The 22,717-nt window shown below is 57.5% G+C and carries 32 protein-coding genes; 22 read left to right on the top strand and 10 right to left on the bottom strand.

Features of this window, described 5'->3' with window-relative positions:
* Positions 1-4: 4 nt before the first annotated feature.
* A complete protein-coding gene (locus QMO80_RS14835; RefSeq protein ID WP_283197244.1) occupies positions 5-295 on the top strand; it encodes a BON domain-containing protein in 291 nt (96 codons plus the stop codon).
* Between the two features lie 33 nt (positions 296-328).
* Here the strand turns inward: QMO80_RS14835 and QMO80_RS14840 are convergent, their stop codons facing one another.
* Both QMO80_RS14840 and QMO80_RS14845 read right to left on the bottom strand, forming a co-directional pair.
* On the bottom strand, positions 329-481 hold the full coding sequence (locus QMO80_RS14840) for a hypothetical protein (protein WP_165503973.1): 153 nt from the start codon (positions 479-481) through the stop codon (positions 329-331).
* A gap of 105 nt (positions 482-586) precedes the next feature.
* Positions 587-850 carry a hypothetical protein gene (locus QMO80_RS14845; RefSeq protein WP_283197245.1) on the bottom strand — a complete coding sequence of 88 codons (264 nt, stop codon included), beginning with the start codon at positions 848-850 and terminating at the stop codon, positions 587-589.
* A 166-nt stretch (positions 851-1,016) separates the two neighbouring features.
* On the opposite strand from QMO80_RS14845, the gene QMO80_RS14850 reads away from it, so the two are divergent.
* Positions 1,017-1,535, top strand: a complete 519-nt coding sequence (locus QMO80_RS14850; RefSeq protein WP_283197246.1) for a DUF2937 family protein — start codon at positions 1,017-1,019, stop codon at positions 1,533-1,535.
* 48 nt (positions 1,536-1,583) lie between these two features.
* Here the strand turns inward: QMO80_RS14850 and QMO80_RS14855 are convergent, their stop codons facing one another.
* The 5 genes from QMO80_RS14855 to QMO80_RS14875 form a co-directional block, all read right to left on the bottom strand.
* Complete coding sequence (locus tag QMO80_RS14855) at positions 1,584-2,531, bottom strand: hypothetical protein (RefSeq protein ID WP_283197247.1); 948 nt, start codon at positions 2,529-2,531, stop codon at positions 1,584-1,586.
* Positions 2,528-3,604, bottom strand: coding sequence for a DUF3696 domain-containing protein (locus QMO80_RS14860; protein ID WP_283197248.1), 1,077 nt, complete (start codon positions 3,602-3,604; stop codon positions 2,528-2,530). The genes QMO80_RS14855 and QMO80_RS14860 overlap by 4 nt, the downstream gene beginning before the upstream one ends.
* On the bottom strand, positions 3,601-4,788 hold the full coding sequence (locus tag QMO80_RS14865; protein WP_283197249.1) for a DUF262 domain-containing protein: 1,188 nt from the start codon (positions 4,786-4,788) through the stop codon (positions 3,601-3,603). The genes QMO80_RS14860 and QMO80_RS14865 overlap by 4 nt, the downstream gene beginning before the upstream one ends.
* Positions 4,789-5,239: 451 nt before the next feature.
* Positions 5,240-6,475 carry a site-specific integrase gene (locus QMO80_RS14870; protein WP_283197250.1) on the bottom strand — a complete coding sequence of 412 codons (1,236 nt, stop codon included), beginning with the start codon at positions 6,473-6,475 and terminating at the stop codon, positions 5,240-5,242.
* The gene (locus QMO80_RS14875) at positions 6,476-7,015 is read right to left on the bottom strand and encodes an Arc family DNA-binding protein (RefSeq protein WP_283197251.1); all 540 of its coding nucleotides are present in this window, start codon (positions 7,013-7,015) and stop codon (positions 6,476-6,478) included.
* A gap of 119 nt (positions 7,016-7,134) precedes the next feature.
* Here QMO80_RS14875 and QMO80_RS14880 point away from each other — a divergent pair, with 119 nt between their 5' ends.
* The 10 genes from QMO80_RS14880 to QMO80_RS14925 all read left to right on the top strand — a co-directional run bounded on the left by QMO80_RS14880 (position 7,135) and on the right by QMO80_RS14925 (position 11,057).
* Positions 7,135-7,326, top strand: a complete 192-nt coding sequence (locus tag QMO80_RS14880) for a DNA-binding protein (RefSeq protein WP_283197252.1) — start codon at positions 7,135-7,137, stop codon at positions 7,324-7,326.
* Positions 7,327-7,400: 74 nt separating this feature from the next.
* Complete coding sequence (locus QMO80_RS14885) at positions 7,401-7,658, top strand: hypothetical protein (protein ID WP_283197253.1); 258 nt, start codon at positions 7,401-7,403, stop codon at positions 7,656-7,658.
* A complete protein-coding gene (locus QMO80_RS14890; RefSeq protein ID WP_283197254.1) occupies positions 7,655-7,906 on the top strand; it encodes a hypothetical protein in 252 nt (83 codons plus the stop codon). Before QMO80_RS14885 ends, QMO80_RS14890 begins: the two co-directional genes overlap by 4 nt.
* Positions 7,903-8,124 (top strand): hypothetical protein, encoded by a 222-nt coding sequence (locus QMO80_RS14895; protein ID WP_283197255.1) that lies wholly within the window; start codon positions 7,903-7,905, stop codon positions 8,122-8,124. Before QMO80_RS14890 ends, QMO80_RS14895 begins: the two co-directional genes overlap by 4 nt.
* Before the next feature lie 14 nt (positions 8,125-8,138).
* Positions 8,139-8,447, top strand: a complete 309-nt coding sequence (locus QMO80_RS14900) for a hypothetical protein (RefSeq protein ID WP_283197256.1) — start codon at positions 8,139-8,141, stop codon at positions 8,445-8,447.
* Complete coding sequence (locus QMO80_RS14905; RefSeq protein ID WP_283197257.1) at positions 8,447-9,187, top strand: hypothetical protein; 741 nt, start codon at positions 8,447-8,449, stop codon at positions 9,185-9,187. The genes QMO80_RS14900 and QMO80_RS14905 overlap by 1 nt, the downstream gene beginning before the upstream one ends.
* Positions 9,188-9,338: 151 nt before the next feature.
* On the top strand, positions 9,339-9,785 hold the full coding sequence (locus tag QMO80_RS14910) for a hypothetical protein (RefSeq protein WP_283197258.1): 447 nt from the start codon (positions 9,339-9,341) through the stop codon (positions 9,783-9,785).
* A complete protein-coding gene (locus QMO80_RS14915) occupies positions 9,782-10,219 on the top strand; it encodes a hypothetical protein (RefSeq protein WP_283197259.1) in 438 nt (145 codons plus the stop codon). The genes QMO80_RS14910 and QMO80_RS14915 overlap by 4 nt, the downstream gene beginning before the upstream one ends.
* Complete coding sequence (locus tag QMO80_RS14920) at positions 10,216-10,506, top strand: hypothetical protein (RefSeq protein WP_283197260.1); 291 nt, start codon at positions 10,216-10,218, stop codon at positions 10,504-10,506. The genes QMO80_RS14915 and QMO80_RS14920 overlap by 4 nt, the downstream gene beginning before the upstream one ends.
* Before the next feature lie 2 nt (positions 10,507-10,508).
* A complete protein-coding gene (locus QMO80_RS14925; protein WP_283197261.1) occupies positions 10,509-11,057 on the top strand; it encodes a hypothetical protein in 549 nt (182 codons plus the stop codon).
* Positions 11,058-11,096: 39 nt separating this feature from the next.
* Here QMO80_RS14925 and QMO80_RS14930 read toward each other — a convergent pair whose 3' ends face one another.
* From QMO80_RS14930 to QMO80_RS14935, 3 genes are all read right to left on the bottom strand, one after another.
* Positions 11,097-11,669, bottom strand: a complete 573-nt coding sequence (locus tag QMO80_RS14930; RefSeq protein ID WP_283197262.1) for a hypothetical protein — start codon at positions 11,667-11,669, stop codon at positions 11,097-11,099.
* 1,135 nt (positions 11,670-12,804) lie between these two features.
* Positions 12,805-12,897, bottom strand: a complete 93-nt coding sequence (locus QMO80_RS33005; protein ID WP_303659926.1) for a YHYH domain-containing protein — start codon at positions 12,895-12,897, stop codon at positions 12,805-12,807.
* Between the two features lie 213 nt (positions 12,898-13,110).
* Positions 13,111-14,013, bottom strand: a complete 903-nt coding sequence (locus tag QMO80_RS14935) for a hypothetical protein (RefSeq protein WP_283197263.1) — start codon at positions 14,011-14,013, stop codon at positions 13,111-13,113.
* A 200-nt stretch (positions 14,014-14,213) separates the two neighbouring features.
* On the opposite strand from QMO80_RS14935, the gene QMO80_RS14940 reads away from it, so the two are divergent.
* The 10 genes from QMO80_RS14940 to QMO80_RS14985 all read left to right on the top strand — a co-directional run bounded on the left by QMO80_RS14940 (position 14,214) and on the right by QMO80_RS14985 (position 22,705).
* Positions 14,214-14,450, top strand: a complete 237-nt coding sequence (locus QMO80_RS14940) for a hypothetical protein (protein WP_033182850.1) — start codon at positions 14,214-14,216, stop codon at positions 14,448-14,450.
* A 114-nt stretch (positions 14,451-14,564) separates the two neighbouring features.
* Entirely contained in the window at positions 14,565-15,038 is a 474-nt protein-coding gene (locus tag QMO80_RS14945; protein ID WP_283197264.1) for a terminase small subunit protein, read from the top strand.
* Entirely contained in the window at positions 15,004-16,575 is a 1,572-nt protein-coding gene (locus tag QMO80_RS14950; protein WP_283197265.1) for a terminase, read from the top strand. The genes QMO80_RS14945 and QMO80_RS14950 overlap by 35 nt, the downstream gene beginning before the upstream one ends.
* Complete coding sequence (locus tag QMO80_RS14955; RefSeq protein ID WP_283197266.1) at positions 16,575-18,659, top strand: hypothetical protein; 2,085 nt, start codon at positions 16,575-16,577, stop codon at positions 18,657-18,659. Before QMO80_RS14950 ends, QMO80_RS14955 begins: the two co-directional genes overlap by 1 nt.
* A gap of 18 nt (positions 18,660-18,677) precedes the next feature.
* On the top strand, positions 18,678-18,989 hold the full coding sequence (locus tag QMO80_RS14960; RefSeq protein WP_130707573.1) for a hypothetical protein: 312 nt from the start codon (positions 18,678-18,680) through the stop codon (positions 18,987-18,989).
* Between the two features lie 35 nt (positions 18,990-19,024).
* A complete protein-coding gene (locus QMO80_RS14965; RefSeq protein WP_283197267.1) occupies positions 19,025-20,101 on the top strand; it encodes a hypothetical protein in 1,077 nt (358 codons plus the stop codon).
* A 19-nt stretch (positions 20,102-20,120) separates the two neighbouring features.
* Positions 20,121-21,095 (top strand): phage major capsid protein, encoded by a 975-nt coding sequence (locus QMO80_RS14970; protein WP_283197268.1) that lies wholly within the window; start codon positions 20,121-20,123, stop codon positions 21,093-21,095.
* Between the two features lie 22 nt (positions 21,096-21,117).
* Positions 21,118-21,903, top strand: a complete 786-nt coding sequence (locus tag QMO80_RS14975) for a hypothetical protein (protein WP_283197269.1) — start codon at positions 21,118-21,120, stop codon at positions 21,901-21,903.
* A gap of 10 nt (positions 21,904-21,913) precedes the next feature.
* Positions 21,914-22,078 (top strand): hypothetical protein, encoded by a 165-nt coding sequence (locus tag QMO80_RS14980; RefSeq protein WP_283197270.1) that lies wholly within the window; start codon positions 21,914-21,916, stop codon positions 22,076-22,078.
* 60 nt (positions 22,079-22,138) lie between these two features.
* Entirely contained in the window at positions 22,139-22,705 is a 567-nt protein-coding gene (locus QMO80_RS14985; RefSeq protein WP_283197271.1) for a hypothetical protein, read from the top strand.
* Positions 22,706-22,717: the final 12 nt, after the last annotated feature.

The following is a 22,717-nucleotide window of genomic DNA, read 5'->3' on the forward strand; positions in this document are numbered from 1 at the left end:
GATCATGGTTTTCAAGGAGCAGACATTTCACGGGCTCGAGCCCGAGATGGAAGCGGAAATTGCCAATCGCGCATCGGTCGAAGCGGCCGTCGCCAACGCGCTGGCGATTGCCGGCGGCATCGATGCATCAGATGTCGAAGTGACGATGGAAAACGAGCACATCGTGCTGACCGGTACGGTCGGCACCGTCGGCGAGATCGAACGGGCGACCGCGGTTGCCAGGGCCGTCGAAGGCGTGCATGCGGTGCAGAACCGGATCCTGCTCGGCGGGCCTCCGCTTAACGAGCGGCATTGATGCGTCGTCGTCTCTCACTCAGCGCTCAGCCGATCAACCGGCGAAGCGCTCGACGAGGAAGGACGAACCGGCCATGCGATCCGTCTTCTGCAGGGCCACCGGCCCGTGCGGCTGATAGGCGATGGCAAGCAGCACGGCGCTGACGGCGACATAAGCGATTGCCAGAAGAGTCATCTTGATACGCATGACGCTTACTCCTTTCGCGAATAACGCGGCCGATATGGCGAAGTTCCGCGTGACGAAATCGGATGAAAAGCCCGGCCGATCAGCCGGGCTTCGTGCGTGGATCGCCTATCGGCAGACCCTGGTTTCCTTGATGACCGTATGGCCATGGCGGCGTATTTTTTCCGTCTTGTTAAAGCAGTCGCGGGAAACGTAACGCCGACGCATGTCGTGGCGGTAATAGGGGCTGTGATGGCGGTAATAGGGACGTTCCGAATCACGGTAGTACGGGCGTTCATCACCCGTGGTGATCGTCACACTGGCCGCCTGGGACGGCATTGCGGAAAAGATGGATGCGGCAGCGAGTGTGCAGGCAAGGATAATCTGTTTCATGACAAGCCTCTCTTTCTCAGTTGCTCATAGGAGCAACTCATTGGTCACGGGAGCAACTCGCCGGAAGCGCTGTCGGTTCAATCACATAGCGTTACGGATTGTGTCGAAGAGAAACCTTTGCGGCCACGGATCGTTACTTCTGGAGAGCGCCGGAGGCATCGAGAGAATGAGATCGATTGCAAGGATCATCGCCATCGTCGCCGGGCTTGCCGGCGGCACGGTCTTTTCGCAGGCGCCGGAATTTGCCCAGCAATACCGCCAGCGGATCGGCGGCGCGATCGACGAATTGCGCGTCATCGTCGAGGATTTCAACAGACAGGCAGCCGACCACCACCTCGATCGCCAGCAGGCGCTGAACACCTACGCGCACTCCTCCGACGATTTCCTCCGCGACCGCGGCGTCTCGATGCAGAGCACGATCACGCGCTACGAGACGCTGCTGGCGCAGCAATTGAAACTCGGCACTGCGGACCCGGTCGCCAAGCCCCTCGTGCTGATGCGGGAACCGGATGATGTCGTTTTCGCCAATACCTGGCGCGATTTTGTGCCGAGTGTGCCGGTCAGCTTCGCAGGTCTTGTCTGGGGTGCGATTGGTTTTGTCGGTGGGTGGGTTGTGGCTGTGTTGCTCGGGGTGGGGGCGCAGCGAGTTGTGCGTGGGCGACGGGCCTATCGTCAGGCGTCGTAAGTACGGTGGCATTTTTGCGCTATTTGCTGCAGGCAATTCCTTTAGTTTTCAAGTCGTTAGATGGCGGCAAAAAATGCCAACTGTTATTTTGCCGCCGCCCGGGACCTCATCTGGCCAGATATGAATCCGGTTCTGATGCGGCTCCAGCTTAGTATGCCACCAAAAAAAGCGCTCCTCGCCGGCTATTATGATACAACGTTCCTGGCGAGCCGTCCCATTTTGCTTGGTTCCGCCGGTTTCGTCGGAAATCTCTATACCCAATGACCCAAATTCGGCCGGAGCCTGTTGCCAAGACCCTCCAAAAATACGCTGTCCCTCATCAGACAAAGTACCCAAGTGCTTCACGATCACTCGCGCCAAATCGCGATACTGTCCGGTCATTGCGCGGATACCGGTCCAGCAGCCATCCGCAAAATTCAAATTCTTAAACGACGCAAGCGCAAGTTCGGCCATCCCTGCGGGGGAGCCTGAATGTTCGGAGCTTATCCACCTGTAGAAAAGCTCGGCGTCCCGGTCCGTTTCTATAAACCATATCGGCCTCGAAACCGCACCGCTTAGTACGTCACGAAGGCCGGTATATCCTCGTGTTGAAGACGATATGCATGCGACAAGCTCCGTGTTGGGGTTCGCATTACGGAAATGCGCCCACGCAACCGAAGGAAGATTCTGAACAGCCTGTCCATCAACGGACACATCGAAGTTGTCTGGCCATTCACCAGTTTCGTCCCATCGTGCTAAGGGGCCAAATGCTGCCGCAGCTCGCTCTTGCAGATGCTTCGGGAGGACGATTGGTGCTGTTGGGTCGCATAAATCCCAAAAACACAAGTCACCAAGGATGGGTGTCTCAAAGAACTCGCTTGAATAGAGTACGTCCTTGCCCGCGAGGGCGGCATCGTCGACACGATCGAGAAACTGTTCCAGTACCTCAATACCGTTCAGCGGTGTGAGCCCATCAAGCCCTAGTGATGTTTCGTCCATAACGAAGCGGATCGTCATCGAGATCTTCGGACCCGGTTCAGGCGAGCTACGTCGAGTTGATATTGATCAAAAAATCCCGTGGGCCAATTCGAGAAACCACCCGAAGGAGTGAAAACAAGTGATTGGGCCGGTTTGTCTGCATTCTCAAAGAAATGAATGATGCCGTCATCGGAGTTTAGGATTCGTTGCTCACCCACAGCGCGTCGAATACCATTTAAGACGTGATCCGAATGGGTTTCTAGCAAGATTTGGACTCCAGCCGCCGCCATTCTCGCAAGGAAAATACCGATCTCCGACTGACCCGCAGGATGGAGATGTGCTTCAGGATTCTCGACAATCAACAGCCCGCCCATAGAGGCACTCAACGCGGCTACAACAATTGGGAGAACGTAGGTTACCCCAAAGCCCATGTTTGTAGGCCTTACAAACTCGCCTCCTGGCGCCCGGAACACGATTCCCGCAACTCCAGTATCCGGGAACGTCGAGGTGTCGATTTGAACGGACGTCACAATGGCCGATAGCCATTGCTCTATTTGTGCCTTTAGTAGGGGCGGATTTTCTTCACCGCCCGGAAACCGCCGACCCCTATCTACAACTGTGCTGCCCAATTTGTCGATGACTTGCGCCGTATACTGCCCCTGCCAACCAACTTGGAGCTTCTCACGGGGAAGGGCTGCCGACGATTGAACGATTCGAGGACCGAGTCGTTCAGCACCCAGATACTGAAAACCCAGCGCGTCAGAAAATGCTCCCTGAAGGGGCAGCCTTACGGAGGCGTAGAGTTCAGTGTCCCCTTCCTCGAATTTCCATGAAGCGCTTTCCGTTGCGTCCAGTTCAATCTCAACAGAGAATGAATTTTCTACTGAGCTTGTATTGACAAGACTGCCAAACCACCCAAGCTCAAGTCCGAATGGACCATTCAGTTCGGCTACACCATCGCCACGTTGGCTTGCCGCGAAGGCAAGGAGGAGGGCGTGGATTGTAGAGGTTTTTCCTGAACCGTTACGGCCTGCAAGAATTGTCAGTGGACGAAATTCAAGTTTCTCGGACCTGAATCTTTTGAAACCATGAATTGACAGAGAGGTGATCATTGCACGATTGCCTCGACACACTTCCGAGTCATGTTCAAACGGCGCTCTACCTTTCTAACATCACCCGTGCCAGCTCGAACGGCACTGTCATAATTGGGGTCGTCGAATAGGTCTCGAAAAGCACCAACGATTTTTTGCTTATGAGGGAGCAGGCTCTCAACATCGTAATCGGCCAAGGCAAGTGCTTGAGCCTCAAAGATTGCCCGGTTTATCGGGCCGCGTCGTGCCGCGTTAGGTGGCCATCGACGAAACGCTGCTTCTTCAAGAATGGCCGCACAATTCTGCATCGATCTCTCGAACGCAGCTTCCAGCCAGATAAGGTTCAGTGGTGACAGAAGGTCGCTTCTGGTAGTGTCTATTTGCCGAGTAAAGTCGAGCAAAAAACCATCAAGACTCGCGGCCTTTTCGTATTCTGCAATTGGCACTGTTCGAAATGCGCAAAACCTGAGCGCCATCTCACGGTCGGCCATTCTCTGATTGTCTCGAACAGGTGTTCCGTTTGGGTCTTTCGTCCAGAACGCAAAGCTGGTCGCTCTATCAAAGCTGCCTCGCTCAACCAGCGACTTCAAGAAATCCCGAGATTCGGTCTTGCTCATGCAATGGCGAATCTCCTGGGCGGTCAGCGGACTTCCCCCGGTATTTACCCTGTTAAAGATATCGTATTTTACCTCGTCTGGGGTTTGAGGTTCAATCACGTGAGCAACAATCTGCGTGCTGGCAAACCGCCGCCGAACGGGTGCGTCCAAGGTATCGTAGGTCTGTCCTTCAAGATCTTTCAGATACTCAAGATGTGTATTGTGAAGCGATAAAGCATTAGACATAAAGAGCTTCACAGTCGTTAATCGTTGTACGCCATCAATGACCTGGTGGGCGCCTTGGCTGTCTTGGTTGAAATAGAAGGCGGGCAGTGGAATTCCGAGCAGAACAGATTCAATTAGTCTGATCTGCTGGCGATCCTTCCAGACAAAGCTACGCTGAAAATCCGGCGCCAAGTCGAGTTCGTCATGTTCGATCTGACTATAGATTTCTCGAATCGTGAAGTTTTTTGTGGTGATCCGTATCTGCTTTGGATCCCAAGGCTTTACGCCTTCGGTCTCCGTTTCTTCCGGTTCAACGGCGACCTCAATTTGGGTCATCAACGGGGCGAACAAATCATTTGCGTTTTCGGGATGCGCTCCGCTCATAATATCTCTTCTCGATTGCTGAAGCTTTGTATTCTGGATTCCAGGACCCTACAAGATAAGGCTTCGTCTCATGTATGCTAAACCTTCCAAATTATGCGTGCGTCTTGCGTGTGAGCGCCGTCTCATTTTCCTCAATGCCCAGTTCAGTTCTTCGACGACAACGCCGAGAGCCGCGACAATTGTTCTCCTTGCTCTTGGCATCACTGTAATAAGTGGCAGCTTGCGTCACCGATTTGTGCAGCGATTGCCGCATGGCAACTACTGACCCAAATATGGATCAGCAAGGCCGCCTAAAGGGAGCACCATAGCAAAGGCAATATTTGGCAATTGAAATTTTCAATCTTCATGGTGATCCCGGCGCGATTCGAACGCGCGACCCCCAGATTAGGAAACCGCTACAAATCCATATAGCACACGGCGTTCCGCGTTCCTTGTCGCATCCATGTTGCAGTCACGCCATGAATGCCTTCTCCGCGGCCGCCAATTCGTCGGCGTCATTGTCTTTCGGAAACAGATGTCCGTAGGTATCCATCGTCATCGCAATGGTTGAGTGGCCCATGCGCTCCTGAACCATCTTCGGCGTCAGGCCAAGGCCGCCGTCTTCTTTTCGGTTGATGCACCAGGAGGCATAGAAATGTCGTAAGGCGTGCATGCCCGTATATTTGGGCGCGAGGATCGCCTTGCCCTTCTTGTCGACTCTGCCACTGTCCACGGCGATGCCGGCGGCAACCCAGGCCGGGTGCAGACCGCGCCGCAGGATGTTGTTCAGCTGTTCGACTCTGCCGGTGCCATTCGGGAATACGAGATCGAGCACCAGGATCGGTTCGCCGACTGCGTCCTTCTTGCCGGTATTTCGCTTCGGGCAGGCGAGCTTCCATTCTTTCAGGGCGTTGATGACCATAGGTGGCGCTGGAACCGTCCGCTCGCTGGATTCCGACTTCGGCCGGCCGATGTCATTGAACCGATCGGCACGCTGGCGGACGTGGATCTCGCGTTTGTCGAGGTCGACATCCGGCCACCTCAGCCCTCGCAACTCCGATGCACGCAGACCGCAGAAGATCGCCATCATGATCATTGGGCGCCAACGGCCCACCAGAACGGCTAGGATCGCCTTGACGTCCTGGCGGGTGGGAATATCCACTCCGACCTTCAGTTTGCCCTTCTGACGCTTCTCCTGCTTCTTGTCGCCCGAACCTCGCCGCCGCTTCATGTCCCGCGCCACGTTTCTCGCAACAAGACCAAGTTCCTGAGCGTCAGTAATGAGTGTGCCGAGGCTCACCAGAACCTTCTTAATCATTGCTGGCGATCGGCTTGCCTCCCTCAGGTCATCCTCGAATGCGCGCACCTTGGCGATCGAGAGGCTGGGCAGTTTCGTCTTGCCGATGAAAGGATTGATGTGCAGCCTGAGGTGGCGCTCGTAGTCTTCGATGGTCGCGCGCTCGAGCCCCGCCGCCTTGGCGCTGACTATCCAGAGCTTCCCAGCCTCCTCGACGGTGACGCTGGCGCTCTCGGCTACATGCACCCCCTCCCGGATTTCGACTGACGCCGTTGCTGCAAAAGAATCGGCAGCTTTCTTTTTTTTAAATGTTTTCAGCCTGCGTTTGCCGGCGGAGTCTGTATAGTCCACTACCCAGGCCGACTTTTGAATGCCTTTCGGCGTTGTCCACTCGCGTTTGCGGACGCTCATCTATTCCTCACGAGTTTGAGCTTTGTGTTTCCTTGTCTGCTCCTGATACCAGCGTACAAGCCGCGCGTACTCCCGATCCCTATCGCCACCGCTTTGCCTGTCGGCGTCGAATACAGCGACTCGGAAGCTTACGGTCTCAACACCGGCGGCCTTCGCGGTACGGTGGATATGCGCGGCAATCTCTGGCCACGAGATTGGATGCCCTTTGGCGTCTAAAACCATGTTGAATATTGGTTCTTCTTGAGATGGAGCGTGATCCTGGCGGGCTTCGTCCGCCCTATCTAGTCGTTCGATCAGATCAGCTTTTAGAGCTTCGAGATATTCATTCACGCCGATAGCTTCGTCCAGTTTTGCCTGAAGCGATTCAATCAGAGCATTGGCTTCTTTTTGTCCGTCTTCCTCCCATTGCAGAGATCTATCGAGGCGGTGAAGGATCTCTGCATTCATAGAGCGACCAGAAGCGTCGCTGGCTTCCTTTAATTCGTCTCGCAGTCCTTCGGTGAGCCGAAGTGTGATTCTTACTTCGTCGTTTTCAGCCATTGCCATCGGGTTCCAATTAACGTTTGTGAATGCCGATACCACCATTTTGACACCATGTCTTGACACCAAAATGGTGTGACACTAAGATGGTGTCGTTAACCTTAACGGAGTCGCAGGGAATGACAACAGAGAAAGAGCCTAAGCTCGATTTGATCTGGGAGGTGTCGGAGATCGCGAAACTCATCGGCCGCACTGAACGACAAACATTCCACCTTCTCAGCGGCGGCCAGCTGCCGGCCAAAAAGGTCGGCGGTCGCTGGGTGGCAGAGCGTGGCAAGCTCATCGCCTTCTTCATGGACTCAGCAGCATGAACCGGAAAACGAAAGGCTCGGCAGAGGCTGCAACCTCTCCGAGCCTGGTCCAATCAACCTTGGAAGGATTTGATATGAACGAGACCATCAATAACACGGACGGCGGAGCGACGCCAAGCGTAAACGCGCCAAGGCCTCTTAGGCTCCAACTCGGCTACATTTCCGATCTGGCCAGCAATATCGGAAGTATGGTCGATGTAATCGACATGGCGGTTCGCGACATTGACGACAGCCGGCAGCGGAATGCCATGGCAACTGTATGTGACGTCGTCATGGACAAAATGGACGATCTGAAAAGACAGATTAACGCCGTTCGGGAGGAGCTGAGATGACCGCCACCCTCCTGCAATCCCGCAATCGGATCGAAGAACAGATCGAAGCTCTTATCGGTCTCCTCGATTTCCTCGACGATGACCCGGACCTTGAGCCAGACAATGACAACGAGCCATCGTTAGGCGCCCCGGAACATGTCGTTCAAAGCCACTGGTATGCGCCCGTTTCTGCCGAGGTCTGTGACACAGAACTCGAAAACGAGAACGACGAACAAAATGGTGACGACGAACCGGAGGATTTCGAATGAACCGGCGAACATTCCTTGGCGGCGTCGCTGCCTCAACCGTACCCACGCAGGCTGCTCCTCCCGTTGTCAAGTCGGCAATAGAGATCAGGCGGGACGAGGACGCCTTCATTATCGGCTCTTACGTGATGATGAGCCCGGATAAACGGGCGTTCTTTCGCAAATCGTTGGAACTGATGGGCGAAAAAAGGCTCGCCGACGCGTTCGCGAGGCTCGCCTGATGGAGAACCGAGCAATGACAAGAACAGACCATCAGCACGCTGAGGCCGTCATACTGGCGGCCCAGGCGACTGGCGCGCAATCAGAGCTTCCAGGCCTCACGTCTGCCAAGTCGGATCAGGAAGAGAGGTTCGACTGGAAAGGGTCGGACGTCATCATTGATGCACAGCCGACAACGGCGGTCTATCGCAATACTCGCAACGGCATTGTGATCCGACAGGAGATGACTGGCCTCGATGACGAAGATCAGTACGTTTTCTTCTCAACCGTTGACGACGTCCGCACCCTCATAAACGCGCTCAAGCGCGAGATCGGGGATTCGTGATGAGAAAATTCGCATCCATCCCGCCCCGTGTCTGGCAGGCTGACCTGAAAGCCGTCCGCGGTAATCTCGAAGCGCTCGCTGTCCACTATCACCTCACCACGTCTGGGCATGCCAACATGCTCGGGCTGTACTACGTTCCGGTAACATACATCGCGCACGAGATCGGTTGCCCTCAGGAAGGGGCTTCGAAGGGGCTTCTGGACCTCATAGAGGCGAAGATTTGCTCATACGATCACCAGCGCGAACTCGTGTGGGTGCACGAGATGGCCGCAGACCAGATAGCGCCTCAGCTTGCACCAAAAGATAAGCGCGTAAAGGGAGTAGCCGATCAACTAGCAATGCTACCTATATGCCCGGTAACATTGGGTTTTTACCAGCGGTATCGACTTTCGTTCCATCTATACGACGAGAGGAATCTTGAGGAATTCGAGCTGTTGATGCCCGAAGATGCGGAAGCCCCTTCGAAGCCCCTTCGAAGCAAGGAGAAGGACAAGGAGAAGGACCTAGGAAAAGGAGAAGGAACATCTGGCTCTAGAGGGTCAGGAGTATCCCCCGCAGCTTCAGAAACAATGTTCACCCCTTACCCGATCCCGACGTCATCTGCGGAAGCTAAGACGTTCCTGCTAGGCAAGGGAGTTCCCGCGGACCAGATAGATGCCTGCCTGCGAAATCTGCTCGGCGGCAATTTCACTCCATACGACCTCGAAGGCGTTCTTTCGGACGCAAGGAGCGCCGCTTGACCCAGTTGCCACCATTTATTCGACATCCATCCCAGCTCCCGCCGAACGTTATCGACGTGATGCCGGCGATCATTCGCAAGATCGCATCTGAGACGATCTGGCCCCCCACGCCAAAGGCTGGCGAGCTGGTGCAACTCAAGAGGAGGGTGGCATGAGCGTGTTCATCGACATCAAGCCCGGTCAGTGGGTGCTCGCCTTCGCCGAGCCCTATGGGCCGTATATGCGTTCGATGAAGGAGCAGTTGGAGATGTTTCGCAACCGAGGTGGCGGGTGGGATAGCCACAGCGCAGCGGAGATCTTCCACGTCTATCAGGTCACGGTCGTGAATCCCAAGACGTACTTCGTCGGCGAATCCGTCACGCTTCCCAACGCATACGTGAAAGAACGTCAACCCCGCACCCATGTCATCGCGACCGGCGCCAGTAAGGAAGAGATGACCAACCTCAGGGACCGATTCTTCGCGATCGGTGAGGAGGCCTCAGACAAAATCGAAGCCGAAATGTATCGGCGCATCGAGAAGTTTTCAGCCAGGGAATCCGCGAAGGCTGAAGTCAAGATCCATCGGCTTTTGCCTCATCACTTCAGGAGCGAGCCATGACCCAGATCCTCAATGTCACCAGGAACGCTGACGGCCAGTACGAAGTCACCGATGTCGGCGGTCGCCTCGTCGACGGACCGTTCGAAACAAATGCTGCGGCATGGAAGGCGCTCGATCGGCTCGACAATCAGGATGCCAATGTCCCGGACAAGCGTCGATCTAAGAGGCTCGTGCTTTGGGGGCAGCCGGAGAAGGGCAAATCCAAAAAGCAGGTGAAGCGGGAGAAGAAAATTGCCGCGAAACAGGAGCATCGGATGAAGGTCAACGCTGCAAAAGCGCCTGGCTGGGTTCGAACCGTCGCTGCAGTCAAGTTTGACCCGGCCGGCGAACGCAAGTTCCGGGATCACAAGCTCGGCACGTTCGGCGCAGCCTCCGAGGTGAAGCGAATTGATCCAGCAACGTACCTGGCAGAGAAAGCAGCGAGGGGCGAATGACCATCAGGGAAAGGCAGGAACGGGAAGCGCACGACCAAGAAAACCCATGGCGCCCGATGGCAACAGCCAAGGCCGACGGGTTGATCTGCGATCTGCTGTTCGACGACATGGCCGGCCACTACCCGACCGATGGTCTCCAGTATTTCCTCGATGCCGACGGCAACTGGTATCCAATCAATCCGCCAGTCCAAATGATTTTTATGAAGAAGCCCATTAATTGGCGCCCGTCCTACGTTCGGATGACTCCCGAACGCCGGGCGCTAATCAAGAGAAAGGCAAAGGGTTGAATATGACGGCAAAGCGGAAGAAGCCGACGGGGGAACTCGAGTGGCAGCCCAAGATGAAGGTCGAAAAGGTTACCATCGACAATCCGTTCTATTCCAAGGCTCACCAGGGCGTCGAAGCGAACCCGGTGAAGATCCAGGCGCAGATGAACATCCGAGAGAGCGCTATTGTCACGCTTGCCGCCAGGAAGCAGATCAATGAGGCCCAGCTTGCCGCCGCAACGCGCTTCAGGGCGCTCTACGAGGCCATGGGCGGGGCAGGGGCAGGATCGTTCGACTACAGCCGCGAGCCGGTCGACGGTGGCGGATCACGCGAGCCTCTGAGTGAGCAGCAGATCCGGGCAGGCCAGGAGCTTAAGCGCTGCCGCGAGATCCTCGGCGTTCGAGCCTATGACATCATGAGCAAGGTCGCCGGCCAGGGCTATGCAATCGGCGAGCTTGCAAAGTCGCATCGAGAGCGCACCACCCTTGCAGATTATCTAAAGGATGGTCTCGACGAATTGGCCCGCAACTGGGGCTATGAAAACCGTGGAGACAGGCGCAAGAGCGCGTAACTACACTTGCGCCGTTACAACGAATCGGGTATAGCTTATCTATAGTGGAGAATCTGGTCGAATGCGTGGACCGCCTGCCGCTACCTGCTGCGTAGTGGCAACACGCTGCACGAAGGACCCGATGAACGCACCCAACGTCAGTTTTGTGAGATCCATAAACCCTGAGCCAGGCTTATAGAGTTCCAGGGCGGAAAACACGAGAGTCAACGCGACCGTCAGCAGGGGAAGCCCCGTCAGTCCGAGCTTTGTCGCGGTACCCGTCGTGCCAGATAAGCTGCTCAACCGTACATACTGATCAATAGCCTTCTCATCGCCGGCCTGGATTAAGGGCTCAAGCAGGTCGCGGTCCAACGACGGAATGACGTCTTTGCGCATGGAAACAGTTGAGATGAGGATGCGCGTACCCATCAGCAGCAGTACGCCTACAATAGCCGTGGCGAAACCATAGATAAGAAGAGCGCCCTCAGCTTGCGGTTTGATGCCCGCAACCATGAACCACCAAGCACCGTATGTCGCTGCCCCGATCATTCCAATACCGGCAAGCATACCAACAAGCTCGCGGGAACGCCTAGAAAGATTACTTTGGAACCCTTGATTGTCATCAATAGCCATCTAAGTCTCCCCCAGCCTTTGAAAGGAATTCAACAATCACCGCTTGCAACGCAAAGCCTGTCCACAGGCGGTGGCCTGTATATCAAACGGGACCTTCGTCCCCTTGGCGAGATGTCACCTCCGAATCCTCGGGAACGGTCTTATTTGGTTTGCGAATCCTCAACCATACCCAGGCTCCAGCACCTATTAAGGTAGCGCCCACGCCTGCTACGGTGCCGTGTACGGCCGATATATTTGTTGAGAGATGGACCGCACGGTCCCAAAGGCCGACATCGACCGGGATCTTTTCGCGAAGCACGATTGGGTCCGCTGGTGGGAGCGGCTTCCCCTCTCGCTCAAGGATGGCAGATATTTCGAGGACGAGCATCCGGTCAGGACCGTACGCAATGGGCCGGACATTCCATGCCCATCTAGTTGCCCGGTCTGGCAAGATAGTCCGCTCCTGCAACCCCGATGGGGTTATTTCAAAATCGGGGCCTGACAAGCTAGCTTGCATCCGCACGGCATAGGGAACATTTGCGAGCTTGCGGACATCGCCCTCAAGGTCGCTGCTCAGCTTGGTGACCGGATCGACTCCCGATTTCTCCGGGGCGAGCGCCAGTTCGATAGGAGTATCTGCGTGATACGTCATCCGGCTCGGTCGATTGAAAGCCACAGATGATTTCTCGAGTTGCTTACAGAGGTCGCACGAGTGGAATATTGTTTGAGAGCTGGAACAGACGCCAATCACTTGCCCATCGGAATTCTTTATAGTCGTGCACTTCGGTTCGGAGTCAGGCCCGGGCTTCGGTTCAACGAGAATTCCACTCAGAGTGATCTCGCGGTGAATGGGTGGTGGTGGCTCATTCGGCGGCCCCGTGCATGCACCAGAGGCGATGATAACAACCATCACAGCAAACCAGAGCATACTTTGGTGCCACCTGCTAAGCCCGCAAAGCATTTGCAAACCCCGCTTCGTTGGCTCGTCACACGCGAATGTTGTGACTTGCCGGGAGTGCACCATAGCACGCAGTCTGGTACCTGTCTTTAAGGTTTGCCTAATGTAATGGCGCGCATCAGTACCGGGAACGGCAACTTCTGCTGTGTGTCCGACCTGTCCTAGCCTGAACTTAACGGCTTACTCCGAGAGCCAGCGTCAATGGCAGTGATAGCCGCCTGTCTTGTGATTAGTATGGCAGCCGCTGCCATCGGTTCCGCCGCTATGGGCAAAAGAGCTGATTGCAGACATAGCGAATACGGTCGCTGCGAGAGCGATCCTGACGGTTTTCACTGGTTGAGTTCCCCATCCCTTTGTACTCTGAGTAGAGCATGCGCGGGTACTGGAGTCGAGCGACTTTCAACTAGAAGTCTGCATTTGTGTTGACAAGGTAAACGACGGATAAGTCCAATCCGCTAATTGGGTATATTTCTTGTGGCGTCCAGATATCACGCTACCCGCGTTTCAGTTAGTCAAGTTAGGGGCGTCGATCTTTAACGGTGTCATTGTCGGCTCCGTCCGCTGTCGCGCAGGCTCCCCCGGAGTTCTAAAGGAGCGGTTGTCCGCCCCATTAAACGGTCCGGCGTAGGTGAAGTTTGAACGAAAGTTATGTTCGGCGCCTGGACTGTTAAAAACTTTGAATACGCAACCTAGTTCTGTTCTATATATCTGGTCGGACTCAACGCCTTCGTACTCAACCCAGCTCCACACAAGTAGTGTCGCCTGCTTGTCGATAATACGTTGCAGGTCAGCAACTGAAATGTACGGCGTCGACGTGGAGAATGAGCCTTCGCGACCAAATACCCCAGATTTTGAGTTTCTAGTCCAGTCTGGATAGTCAAAATCGTCTGGAAGACTCCCGCGAGGGCCGTCGACGATCAAGCAGTTTGTCACTGATCGGGCATTAATCGCCAAAGATACTCCAGTATTTTGCCACGAAATATCGATGCTCCAATTCGTGATGTTCTCGGCATCGTCTGTGTAATACATGAACCTGTAGGACTTATAAGTTAGATAGGGCCTTAGTTCTCGGATTGAGGTTTCCCGAGCATGAGCTAAGGAAACATTGGCAGCATCAGCTGCGGCGACGGCAGCTTGTGTTGCCTTCGACGAGAGACCTATCGTTATAACCAGGGCGAAGGTACCAATGGCGGACAACGATATCCCACTCACGGTCGCAATCTGCTGCCACCTGTTGTTCGCTGTCTGCTGGATCTGGAGGCAGCTATCTGTTCCATCCGTACAGGGGGGAGCGCTAAATCCCCCCGCAATCGCGAACAGAGCTACACCCAAAATAGTGGCAAGCACGGCCACTCCCGCGAATGCGCAAAACCATTTAAATATAGTGAGCTTGTCAAATCCAGCCATCGCGCGAGTGCCTCCAGAAATGATCGAAACATGCGTCATGTAAACACGAGAGTCGATAGAGCTGCGAATTGATCAAGGCGTAATCACGCGGCCGCAGCGTTTGCACATGTTGCACCAGATTTGTTCAGAGTTGGCGCCGCATACCAGATTGGTCTCCGCCAAAGGTTGTCAGGCCAGATTAGACCTCAAGGAAAACAGACATGGACCCTTCGATTGCTCCGGCCTCGCGGGCCGCGGTGGTGACCCCGAACGATACCGCCATCGTCGGCGCGCGCGCGCTCTATATCGGTACGGCGGGCGACGTTGCTATCGCTCCTCGCCGGGACATGGATCCGGTCATCTTCAAGAGCGTGCCGGCCGGGACGATCCTGCCGGTTCATGCCGCCATCGTGGCGCTGACCGGGACCACGGCATCCAACATCGTCGCGCTGTTCTAGTGGACGACGGCAAGAACGTCCCGCTGAACGAGATCGGGATACTGGGTAACGCCGCCAAGGTGTCGCCGCCCATTTTCATCACCACCCATCCAGCCGATCAGAAGGCAGGGGACCATGACAGGCAGACCCACCAAGTTCACGCATTCCCTTGCCGACATCATCTGCGAGCGCATTGCTGACGGCGAAAGCCTCCGATCGATCTGCAGGGATGATGCCATGCCGGCAAAGTCGACGGTGTTGGCCTGGCTGGCTGATGACGACAAGACCGCTTTTCGGACCAAGTATGCGCAGGCGCGCGAGATCCAGGCCGACGGCTTCGTCGACGAGATGGTCGAGATTGCCGACGACGGCACGAACGACTGGATGGAAAAGAAGAACGCCGACGGCGAAACGACCGGCTGGCAGGAGAACGGGGAGGCGCTTCGACGCTCGCAGCTCCGCATCTCGACGCGGCAGTGGATTGCCGAGAAGCTGAAGCCCAAGAAATACGGCGCCAAGGTCGAGCTGGAACACGGCGTGACCGGCGAGGTGTCGCAGCTGCTGGAAGCTATCAATGGCAAAACCCGCGGACTTCCAAGCGGCGGTTGATCAGTTCTCGGACTGGCGCTGGCGGCTCAACAACCTCTACTGGATCACGGACAAGGAAGGCAAACGCGTCCGGTTCGAGATGAACTGGGCTCAGATGACGTTCTTCGAGCAGATGCACTATCTGAACGTGCTGCTGAAGGCGCGCCAGCTGGGGCTGACGACGTTCATTCAGATATTCATGCTCGATGCCTGCGTCTTCAACCGGGATATTCGCGCCGGCACCATCGCTCACACGCTCGGCGACGCGCAGACCATCTTCCGGGACAAGGTAAAATATCCTTACGACAACCTGCCAGAGGGCATCCGGGAAGCGGTGCCGATCGTCAGGGATAACCAGACTGAATTGCTCTTGGCGAACAATTCGAGCATCCGCGTCGGAACGTCTCTTCGATCGGGAACGCTGCAGTACCTGCACATCTCGGAATATGGGAAGCTCTGCGCCAAGTATCCGGAGAAGGCGAGGGAAGTTCGGACCGGTGCCCTCAATACCGTCCAGGCTGGACAGCTGGTGTTTATCGAGAGCACCGCCGAGGGGCAGGAGGGGCATTTCTACAACCTCTGCGAAGACGCTCAGGTAAAGCATCGCCAGGCATCAGCGCTGACGCCGCTCGATTTCAAGTTCCATTTCTTTCCGTGGTGGAAGGAGCCGCAGTATTCGATCGCGCCCGAGGGCGTCATCATCTCGGAAGCGTTCGCCAAGTACTTCCGCACACTGGCCGACCAAGGCATCGAGCTGACGGACGGGCAAAAGGCCTGGTACGTCAAAAAGGCTGAAACGCAGCTGGGCGACATGAAACGGGAATATCCGTCGTCGCCGGCGGAAGCGTTCGAAGCCAGCGTAGAGGGCGCATACTATTCGGATCAGATGGCGGTGGCCGATGCCGAGGATCGGATAGGCATCTATCCGCATGTGGCCGGCTACCCGGTGCACACGATATCCGACATTGGCATGGACGACACGAACAGCGTCTGGCTCTTCCAGGTGCTCCCGAGCCGGGTTCGGATGATTGGCTACTTCGAACACACTGGCACCGGCATGGACGGCATGCTCGACGAGCTGGAGCGGCGCGGCGGCGAGCACGGATATGTCTATGGCGTGCATAACATGCCGCATGACATCCGCGTCAGGGAGTGGACCCGCGGCGGTCTAACGCGCATCGAGGTGATGCTGGCGGAGGTCAAGGCGAGAAACCTGGGAACGGTGCGCAAGATCGAACGCGCCTATGTTCACGACCGCATCAACGGTACGCGGCGCATCCTGGCAAAGATCGAGTTCGACCAGGCGGGATGCACTCAAGGCATCAAGTGCCTCAGGAACTACCGGAAAGAATGGGATGAGGATCTGAGCGTTTTCCGCGATGTGCCGCTGCACAACTGGGCATCCCACGGCGCCGACGCTTTTGGAGGCCTGGCGATCATCTTCACCGGATTGGCGGCCGAACCGCTCAAGCCTGAACCAAAGCCGCTGCGGACATTCCAGACCATGACGTTCAACGATTTCGTCAACTCGACACCGACCCAAAGCGAGCACGTTTGATGGACGACGAAGCCACGACATTGCCAGGCGGTGAGAATTACGACCTGGCAAAGGTTGGCGCGCACTGGCAGCAGGAGCTTGAGCGCGGACAGCGGTATTTCAAGTCATGGGTGGATCGCTGCACCAAGATTGAGAAAATCTATCTTCAGCAGGCTGACCAGGCGAATGCGGCCAAGCGCCGGTTCCCGATGCTCTGGGCAAACATCTCGGTTCTACAGCCGGCCGTCTATGCCCGTGTCCCGCAGCCCGTCGTTGAGCGCCGCTTCAAGGATTCTCAGCCAGTGGCGCGCATGGCGTCCGAGCTGGTCGAGCGCAATCTTGCGTTCACCGCCGATGACGCGGATCTGGATTCGCTGATGAGGGCAGTGCGAGACGACTTCCTGCTCTGCGCTCGCGGCACGGTCTGGCTGCGGTATGAGGCAGATTTCGAGCCGCTCGACATCGGCGTAGAACCTTCGAATGCTCCGGCTCTGGACATGCAGGGCGATGATGGCGGCCCGACACCTGAGCAGATTACCGATGAACGGGTCTGCATGGACTATGTGCACTGGTCGGACTTCCTGCACTCGCCGGCACGCCGCTGGAAGGATGTAACGTGGGTAGCGCGTCGCGTTCCCATGACAGACGAGGAGTTCGACAAACGCTTTCCCGAGGGACGGGCAAGGCTGGCAGCGAACGGCGCCGGCTCCAATCACGGGACCAACCAGACCGAACGCGCTCAGAACGAGGGCAAGACGTACGTCTGGGAAATCTGGTGCAAGAGCGAGAACTATACGGTCTGGATCGCCGAGGGATCGCCTGTAGCTCTGGAGGTCTCGGAACCGCCGCTGAAGTTGACGAGGTTCTTTCCGTGCCCGCGGCCGGCGTTCGGAACACTGTCGACCAGCTCGCTAATTCCTGTCCCGGACTACGTCTATTACCAACAGCAGTGCGACGAAATCGACATGCTGACCAAGCGCGTCAACAAGCTGACCGATCAGCTGCGCCTGAAGGTGTTCTATCCATCGGGTGACGGTTCGGTATCGCCTGCGATCGAGAAGGCCATGCGGCCGGAAAACGACACCGTGATGGTGCCAATCCCGGAATGGGCCGCCTTCACTGACAAGGGCGGTTCCAACGCTATCGTGACACTGCCGATCGACGAGGTTCAAAAGGTCATCGTTGCCTGCATCGAGGTGCGCAAGCAGCTTGTCGAGGACGTCTATCAGATCACCGGGATCTCGGACATCGTCCGCGGCGATACCCAGGCGTCGGAGACGGCGACGGCGCAGCGGATCAAAAGCCAGTGGGGTTCCATCCGCATCCGCGACCGCCAGGCCGAACTGGCGCGGTTTGCGCGCGATATCGTCAACCTCGCGGGAGAGATCATCTGCGATCAGTTCCAGCCGGAAACGCTGATGCTTGTCAGCGGTATTCAGCTTCCGACCGCGGCCCAGAAGCAGCAGGCGCAGATGCAGATGCAACAGCAGCAGATGGCACAGCAGCAGGCAGCGATGCGCGCCCAGCAGATGGGGCAGCCCGCGCCGCCGCCGCAGCCACCTCAGTTGCCGCCTGAAATGCAGAAGATGATGGAGCAGCCGACGATTGATGAAGTCGTGCAGTTGCTCCGCAATGACAGCGTGCGCGGCTTCAGGATCGACATCGAGACGGATTCGACGATCGAACCAGACGAGGATGCCGAGAAGCAGCGCCGTATGGAATTCGTCCAGATGGTCGGCGGCTTCATGCAGCAGGCCGGCGCCATAGCGCAGCAGACGCCAATGCTTGTGCCCGTCATGGTCGAGACGTTGCTGTTTGCCGCACGCGGCTTCAGGGCAGGGCGCCAGCTCGAAAACACACTGGAGCAGGTAGGCGCGCAGCTCTCCCAGTCGGCGACCGCTCCCAGGCCCCCGCCGGAACCCACGCCCGAGCAGATGATCAATCTGAAGACGGCGCAGGTGAAAGCCGGCGCCGAGGAAAAGAAAGCCCAGCTTAGCGTCGCCCAAGCGCAAATCGAGCATCAAACCACGTTGGAGCAGGCGCGTAGCGACATGGCCGCCCAGGCGCTGCAGCAGTTCCAGCAACAGCCACCAGCCTACCAGTAAATATTTAGGGGTCAGACCATGAGAGAACGCTTTTGCAGGATCTGCGGCGGCTGGCACCAGCTCGACAAGTGGCCGCACAACTGCATGCCAGCGGAGAACCCGGCGCAGTCCGATCTGCCGGCGCCGCATTTCGTCAGCGACAGCATCGATATCCAGTCGATGCATGACGGCCGGCATTACACCTCGAAAGCCAAGCTGCGCTCGGCCTACCGGGCGGCCGGCGTGGTCGAGATCGGCAACGAAAAGCCGCAGCCGATCGAGAAACCGAAAACGGATCGCAACGAGATCCGAAACGAACTGCGGCGAGTTCACGCCGAATACAACGCCTGAACGGGCATCAATCCCCGAAATAGGAAGCATCCGACATGGAAGATCTGATTAACGACGCCGGCAACGGCAGCGAAGACCTCGGCACGTCCACCGAAAAGCCGATCAGCATCCGCGACAGCCTCAGGGCCGCGATCGATAGCTCTGACGGAAATGTCTCGGCATCCGGCAACGTCGATCGCCAGCGCGACGAGCACGGCCGCTTTGCCCCGAAGGAGGCAGACAAGGGAACCCCGGCCGCAGCGGCAGTGCCGAAGCCTGTAGATGTGCCAGCAGCAGCCAACGCCGCCACGGCAGCCCCACAGACGCCAGCAGTAGCGCCCGAACAGCAGCCGGCCGCAACGACGCATCGCGTTCCGCCTGGCTGGGCGCCAGAGGCAAAGGCGCAATTCGGAGCCCTTCCGCCCGAGGTGCAGGCTGCCATCTCGAAAAGAGAACTGGAGGTCGACAATGGCTTCCGGGTTCTGCAGGACTACAAGGGCCTGGAAGAATTCACGCCTATCGTCAGGCAGGCCGGCACGACACATGCCGATGTCATGCGGAAGGCGATCGACTGGGAACGCTCCCTGCAGCAGGACCCGATCAACACCGTCATTCACGTCGCCAGGATGGCCGGCGTCAATCTTCATGCCCTTGTCGCCGGGCAGCAGGACCAGATCCTGCAGCGCCGGCCGCAACAGGCCCAGCAACAGCCAACGCCTCAGCCCGTCAACGTGGAGGCTACGGTTGAACAGGTACTTCGGAAACGAGACACTGAAACTCAGGTCAATGCCTTCATTTCCGACGCAGCAAACGTGCACGCCGAAGCAGTTCTCGATGACATGGTCGCCCTTATCAGCGCGGGGCGCGCATCGTCACTCAAGGATGCTTACGACGCTGCCTGCTGGATGCGCCCCGATATTCGCCAGCAGCTGATCAGCCAGGCTGCTCCATCGAACCCAGTTCAAGACCAGACGTCCCAAAAGGCAGCAGCGGCAGATCAGGCCCGACGCGCCTCGCGATCGATTTCCGGCTCTTCCGCGCCTGGACCAACCCAGGGCACCGGCGCCGGCCAACCAACCTCAATCCGCGATTCCCTCCGCAGTGCATTGCACGCCGCGAACGGTCGCGTTTGATCCAAAAGGAAAGTGATCCATGCCCGTTTCCCCCAACCTTTCTGAAATCGTGACCACGACGCTGCGCAACCGCAGCGGCACGGTCGCCGACGACGTGACGAAGAACAACGGTCTTCTCTCTCGTCTGAACAGCCGCGGCCGCAAGAAGCCAATCTCCGGCGGCCGCACCATCGTTCAGGAGCTGCAATATGCCGAAAATTCGACCTTTCGCAGATATTCCGGATACGACATTTTGAATGTGCAGCCGTCCGATGTGATTACCGCTGCCGAATACGACCTCAAGCAGGCCGCGGTCGCCGTCTCCATGTCCGGCCTCGAACAGCTGCAGAACTCCGGCGAGGATGCGGTCCTCGATCTGCTTGAGCAGCGCATCGAAAACGCCGAAACGACCCTGAAGAACAACATCGCGCTCGACTGCTATTCCGATGGCACGGCCGATGGCGGGCGTCAGATCGGCGGATTGCAGCTCTTGATCTCGACCTCTCCGACCTCAGGCACTGTTGGCGGCATCTCGCGCGCCACCTGGGGCTTCTGGCGTAATCAGAAGTTTTCGGCGACAGCCGATGGCGGTGCGGCCGCCACGAGTGCCAACATCCAGAGCTACATGAACCGGCTCTATATGTCGTGCGTTCGCGGCTCCGACGCGCCGGATCTCGTAGTAGCCGATAACAACTTCTTCCGCCTCTACTGGGAATCGCTGCAGGCGATCCAGCGCATAACCTCGGCGGATAAGGGCATGGCCGGCTTCCAGTCGCTCCAGTACATGGGCGCCGACGTGATCTTCGATGGCGGCTTCGGCGGCGGTGCGCCGCTCAACCAGATGTTCTTCCTGAACACCAAGTACCTGTTCTATCGCCCGCACCGTGACCGCGACATGGCTCCGATCGGCGACGAGCGCATGAACACCAACCAGGATGCCTTCGTCCAGCTCATGGGCTTCGCCGGCAACCTCACCATGAACAACGCCTTCCTGCAGGGCGTGCTGTTCGCCTGATCGATCGAAAGGATCAACTCCAATGACCATCGCAATTTCCCAGACCGATCGTCTTGGCGCGAACCCGTTCGTCGTCGAAGGCCCGATCGTTTCCGGCTCCGGTATTCCAGGCCCGAACTTCTCCCTCGGCACTGTTGCCGGCGGAGACCGCGAATCCGAATGGGTCTATTGCCAGCTGGTGCTGGCCTCGCAGACGACCCTTCAGCCCGGCCAGTGGTTCCAGTGGACCAGGGATTATGTCGCCTCACTGCTGACCACGGCCGCTGCCGTCGTTGGCAATCGTTGCGGCGTCTTCGCCGGGGCAAGCCAGGCGCCGACTCAGTCCGGTGGACCCGCACAAGCCATCAGCCTTGCGGCCGGCACCTATTACGTCTGGCTGCAGCGCAATGGCCAGGCTCCGGCTCTGGTGACCACGGCAACGGCGGCGCTCGTCGTCGCGGAAACCACTGCGACGCCCGGCCTCGCCAATGCTCCGGCATCGGCCACGGCAACCACCAAGGCAATCGCGAATGTGAATTTCGCGGCAGCCAACCAGACCTTCACGGCAACCACGGTCAACGGCTCCAACCAACTGACCGCACTCGGAAACGTCAGCCCCGCAGGTGGCCCGTTCATCGGCGCCGCCATCTCGGGTACCGGCATTCCGGGTGGCACTACAATCAGCGGGATCACCTACACCCCCTCGGGCACGATCCAGAGCATCACCATGTCCGCCAACGCAACGGCCAATGGCACCGCCATCACGGTCACAGCGACGGGCGTGCTCGAAGCCACGCTGATGCGGCCCTTCCTGTCGAAGGTGAACTAAGGAGGCTGAAATGTCCTTGACGAATGAGCTTCAGAAGAAAATCGCTGCCGACCGCCAGGCCGGCCGCGACATCTCTCCGGTGATCGAGGAACTCATCCTGATGATCGCCGAAAAGGTCGAGCAGCCGGCCGCCAGGAAGGCCGCCCCCGCAAAGTCGACCGATACCAGCAAGTGATCAACGGCGGGCGCTTCGGCGCCCGTTTCCTTTCCCCGCCATCAACAGCGAGACAGCACCATGGCCGATAGCAACACCGGAATTTATGCCTCCTTCAGCCTCGAACCGGTCGAACAGACCTTTCTGACGGAGAAGGAGGGCCGCCCGATCTTCGCCGACAAGGAATTCATCCGGATCTTCATCGCCGGCGACAAACACACCGAAGTCTATCGAGAGGTTACGGAGAACGACAAACAGCGCTTTTCCGATGCCTACAAGCGTTTCAAGGAAGGAGCGGCCGCCCGTGAGCAGCTGACCGGCACACCGCTGGCGCAATGGCCCTATCTCAAACCCAGCCAGATCAAGGAGCTGGAGGCGGTCAACATCTATACCGTCGAGCAGCTCGCAGCACTCTCCGATACCGTCAAGCAGAAGATCGGCATGGGGGCGAACGAGCTCGTCGCCGCCGCCCGGGCCTATCTGGCCACCGCTGAAAACTCCAGTGCTGCCTCGGCCTTTGCCGCCGAAAACGAGCGGCTGAAGGACGAGGTGACGCGGCTGCAGGAGCAGATGAAGGAGATGGCCTCCCGCTTCGAGGCAATGGAAAAAGAGCGCCAAGGTGGCCGCGGCCGCGCAGCAGCAGCCTAAGCCGGAGATCCG

Origin of the sequence: Rhizobium sp. BT03, from assembly GCF_030053155.1 — a bacterium.
Classification (GTDB): Bacteria; Pseudomonadota; Alphaproteobacteria; order Rhizobiales; family Rhizobiaceae; genus Rhizobium.

Coding starts and splice junctions, on each gene's coding strand:
- QMO80_RS14835 (WP_283197244.1), top strand. CDS start 5: ATGGTTTTCAAGGAGCAGACATTTCACGGGCTCGAGCCCGAGATGGAA.
- QMO80_RS14840 (WP_165503973.1), bottom strand. CDS start 481: ATGCGTATCAAGATGACTCTTCTGGCAATCGCTTATGTCGCCGTCAGC.
- QMO80_RS14845 (WP_283197245.1), bottom strand. CDS start 850: ATGAAACAGATTATCCTTGCCTGCACACTCGCTGCCGCATCCATCTTT.
- QMO80_RS14850 (WP_283197246.1), top strand. CDS start 1,017: ATGAGATCGATTGCAAGGATCATCGCCATCGTCGCCGGGCTTGCCGGC.
- QMO80_RS14855 (WP_283197247.1), bottom strand. CDS start 2,531: ATGACGATCCGCTTCGTTATGGACGAAACATCACTAGGGCTTGATGGG.
- QMO80_RS14860 (WP_283197248.1), bottom strand. CDS start 3,604: ATGATCACCTCTCTGTCAATTCATGGTTTCAAAAGATTCAGGTCCGAG.
- QMO80_RS14865 (WP_283197249.1), bottom strand. CDS start 4,788: ATGAGCGGAGCGCATCCCGAAAACGCAAATGATTTGTTCGCCCCGTTG.
- QMO80_RS14870 (WP_283197250.1), bottom strand. CDS start 6,475: ATGAGCGTCCGCAAACGCGAGTGGACAACGCCGAAAGGCATTCAAAAG.
- QMO80_RS14875 (WP_283197251.1), bottom strand. CDS start 7,015: ATGGCTGAAAACGACGAAGTAAGAATCACACTTCGGCTCACCGAAGGA.
- QMO80_RS14880 (WP_283197252.1), top strand. CDS start 7,135: ATGACAACAGAGAAAGAGCCTAAGCTCGATTTGATCTGGGAGGTGTCG.
- QMO80_RS14885 (WP_283197253.1), top strand. CDS start 7,401: ATGAACGAGACCATCAATAACACGGACGGCGGAGCGACGCCAAGCGTA.
- QMO80_RS14890 (WP_283197254.1), top strand. CDS start 7,655: ATGACCGCCACCCTCCTGCAATCCCGCAATCGGATCGAAGAACAGATC.
- QMO80_RS14895 (WP_283197255.1), top strand. CDS start 7,903: ATGAACCGGCGAACATTCCTTGGCGGCGTCGCTGCCTCAACCGTACCC.
- QMO80_RS14900 (WP_283197256.1), top strand. CDS start 8,139: ATGACAAGAACAGACCATCAGCACGCTGAGGCCGTCATACTGGCGGCC.
- QMO80_RS14905 (WP_283197257.1), top strand. CDS start 8,447: ATGAGAAAATTCGCATCCATCCCGCCCCGTGTCTGGCAGGCTGACCTG.
- QMO80_RS14910 (WP_283197258.1), top strand. CDS start 9,339: ATGAGCGTGTTCATCGACATCAAGCCCGGTCAGTGGGTGCTCGCCTTC.
- QMO80_RS14915 (WP_283197259.1), top strand. CDS start 9,782: ATGACCCAGATCCTCAATGTCACCAGGAACGCTGACGGCCAGTACGAA.
- QMO80_RS14920 (WP_283197260.1), top strand. CDS start 10,216: ATGACCATCAGGGAAAGGCAGGAACGGGAAGCGCACGACCAAGAAAAC.
- QMO80_RS14925 (WP_283197261.1), top strand. CDS start 10,509: ATGACGGCAAAGCGGAAGAAGCCGACGGGGGAACTCGAGTGGCAGCCC.
- QMO80_RS14930 (WP_283197262.1), bottom strand. CDS start 11,669: ATGGCTATTGATGACAATCAAGGGTTCCAAAGTAATCTTTCTAGGCGT.
- QMO80_RS33005 (WP_303659926.1), bottom strand. CDS start 12,897: ATGTCTGCAATCAGCTCTTTTGCCCATAGCGGCGGAACCGATGGCAGC.
- QMO80_RS14935 (WP_283197263.1), bottom strand. CDS start 14,013: ATGGCTGGATTTGACAAGCTCACTATATTTAAATGGTTTTGCGCATTC.
- QMO80_RS14940 (WP_033182850.1), top strand. CDS start 14,214: ATGGACCCTTCGATTGCTCCGGCCTCGCGGGCCGCGGTGGTGACCCCG.
- QMO80_RS14945 (WP_283197264.1), top strand. CDS start 14,565: ATGACAGGCAGACCCACCAAGTTCACGCATTCCCTTGCCGACATCATC.
- QMO80_RS14950 (WP_283197265.1), top strand. CDS start 15,004: ATGGCAAAACCCGCGGACTTCCAAGCGGCGGTTGATCAGTTCTCGGAC.
- QMO80_RS14955 (WP_283197266.1), top strand. CDS start 16,575: ATGGACGACGAAGCCACGACATTGCCAGGCGGTGAGAATTACGACCTG.
- QMO80_RS14960 (WP_130707573.1), top strand. CDS start 18,678: ATGAGAGAACGCTTTTGCAGGATCTGCGGCGGCTGGCACCAGCTCGAC.
- QMO80_RS14965 (WP_283197267.1), top strand. CDS start 19,025: ATGGAAGATCTGATTAACGACGCCGGCAACGGCAGCGAAGACCTCGGC.
- QMO80_RS14970 (WP_283197268.1), top strand. CDS start 20,121: ATGCCCGTTTCCCCCAACCTTTCTGAAATCGTGACCACGACGCTGCGC.
- QMO80_RS14975 (WP_283197269.1), top strand. CDS start 21,118: ATGACCATCGCAATTTCCCAGACCGATCGTCTTGGCGCGAACCCGTTC.
- QMO80_RS14980 (WP_283197270.1), top strand. CDS start 21,914: ATGTCCTTGACGAATGAGCTTCAGAAGAAAATCGCTGCCGACCGCCAG.
- QMO80_RS14985 (WP_283197271.1), top strand. CDS start 22,139: ATGGCCGATAGCAACACCGGAATTTATGCCTCCTTCAGCCTCGAACCG.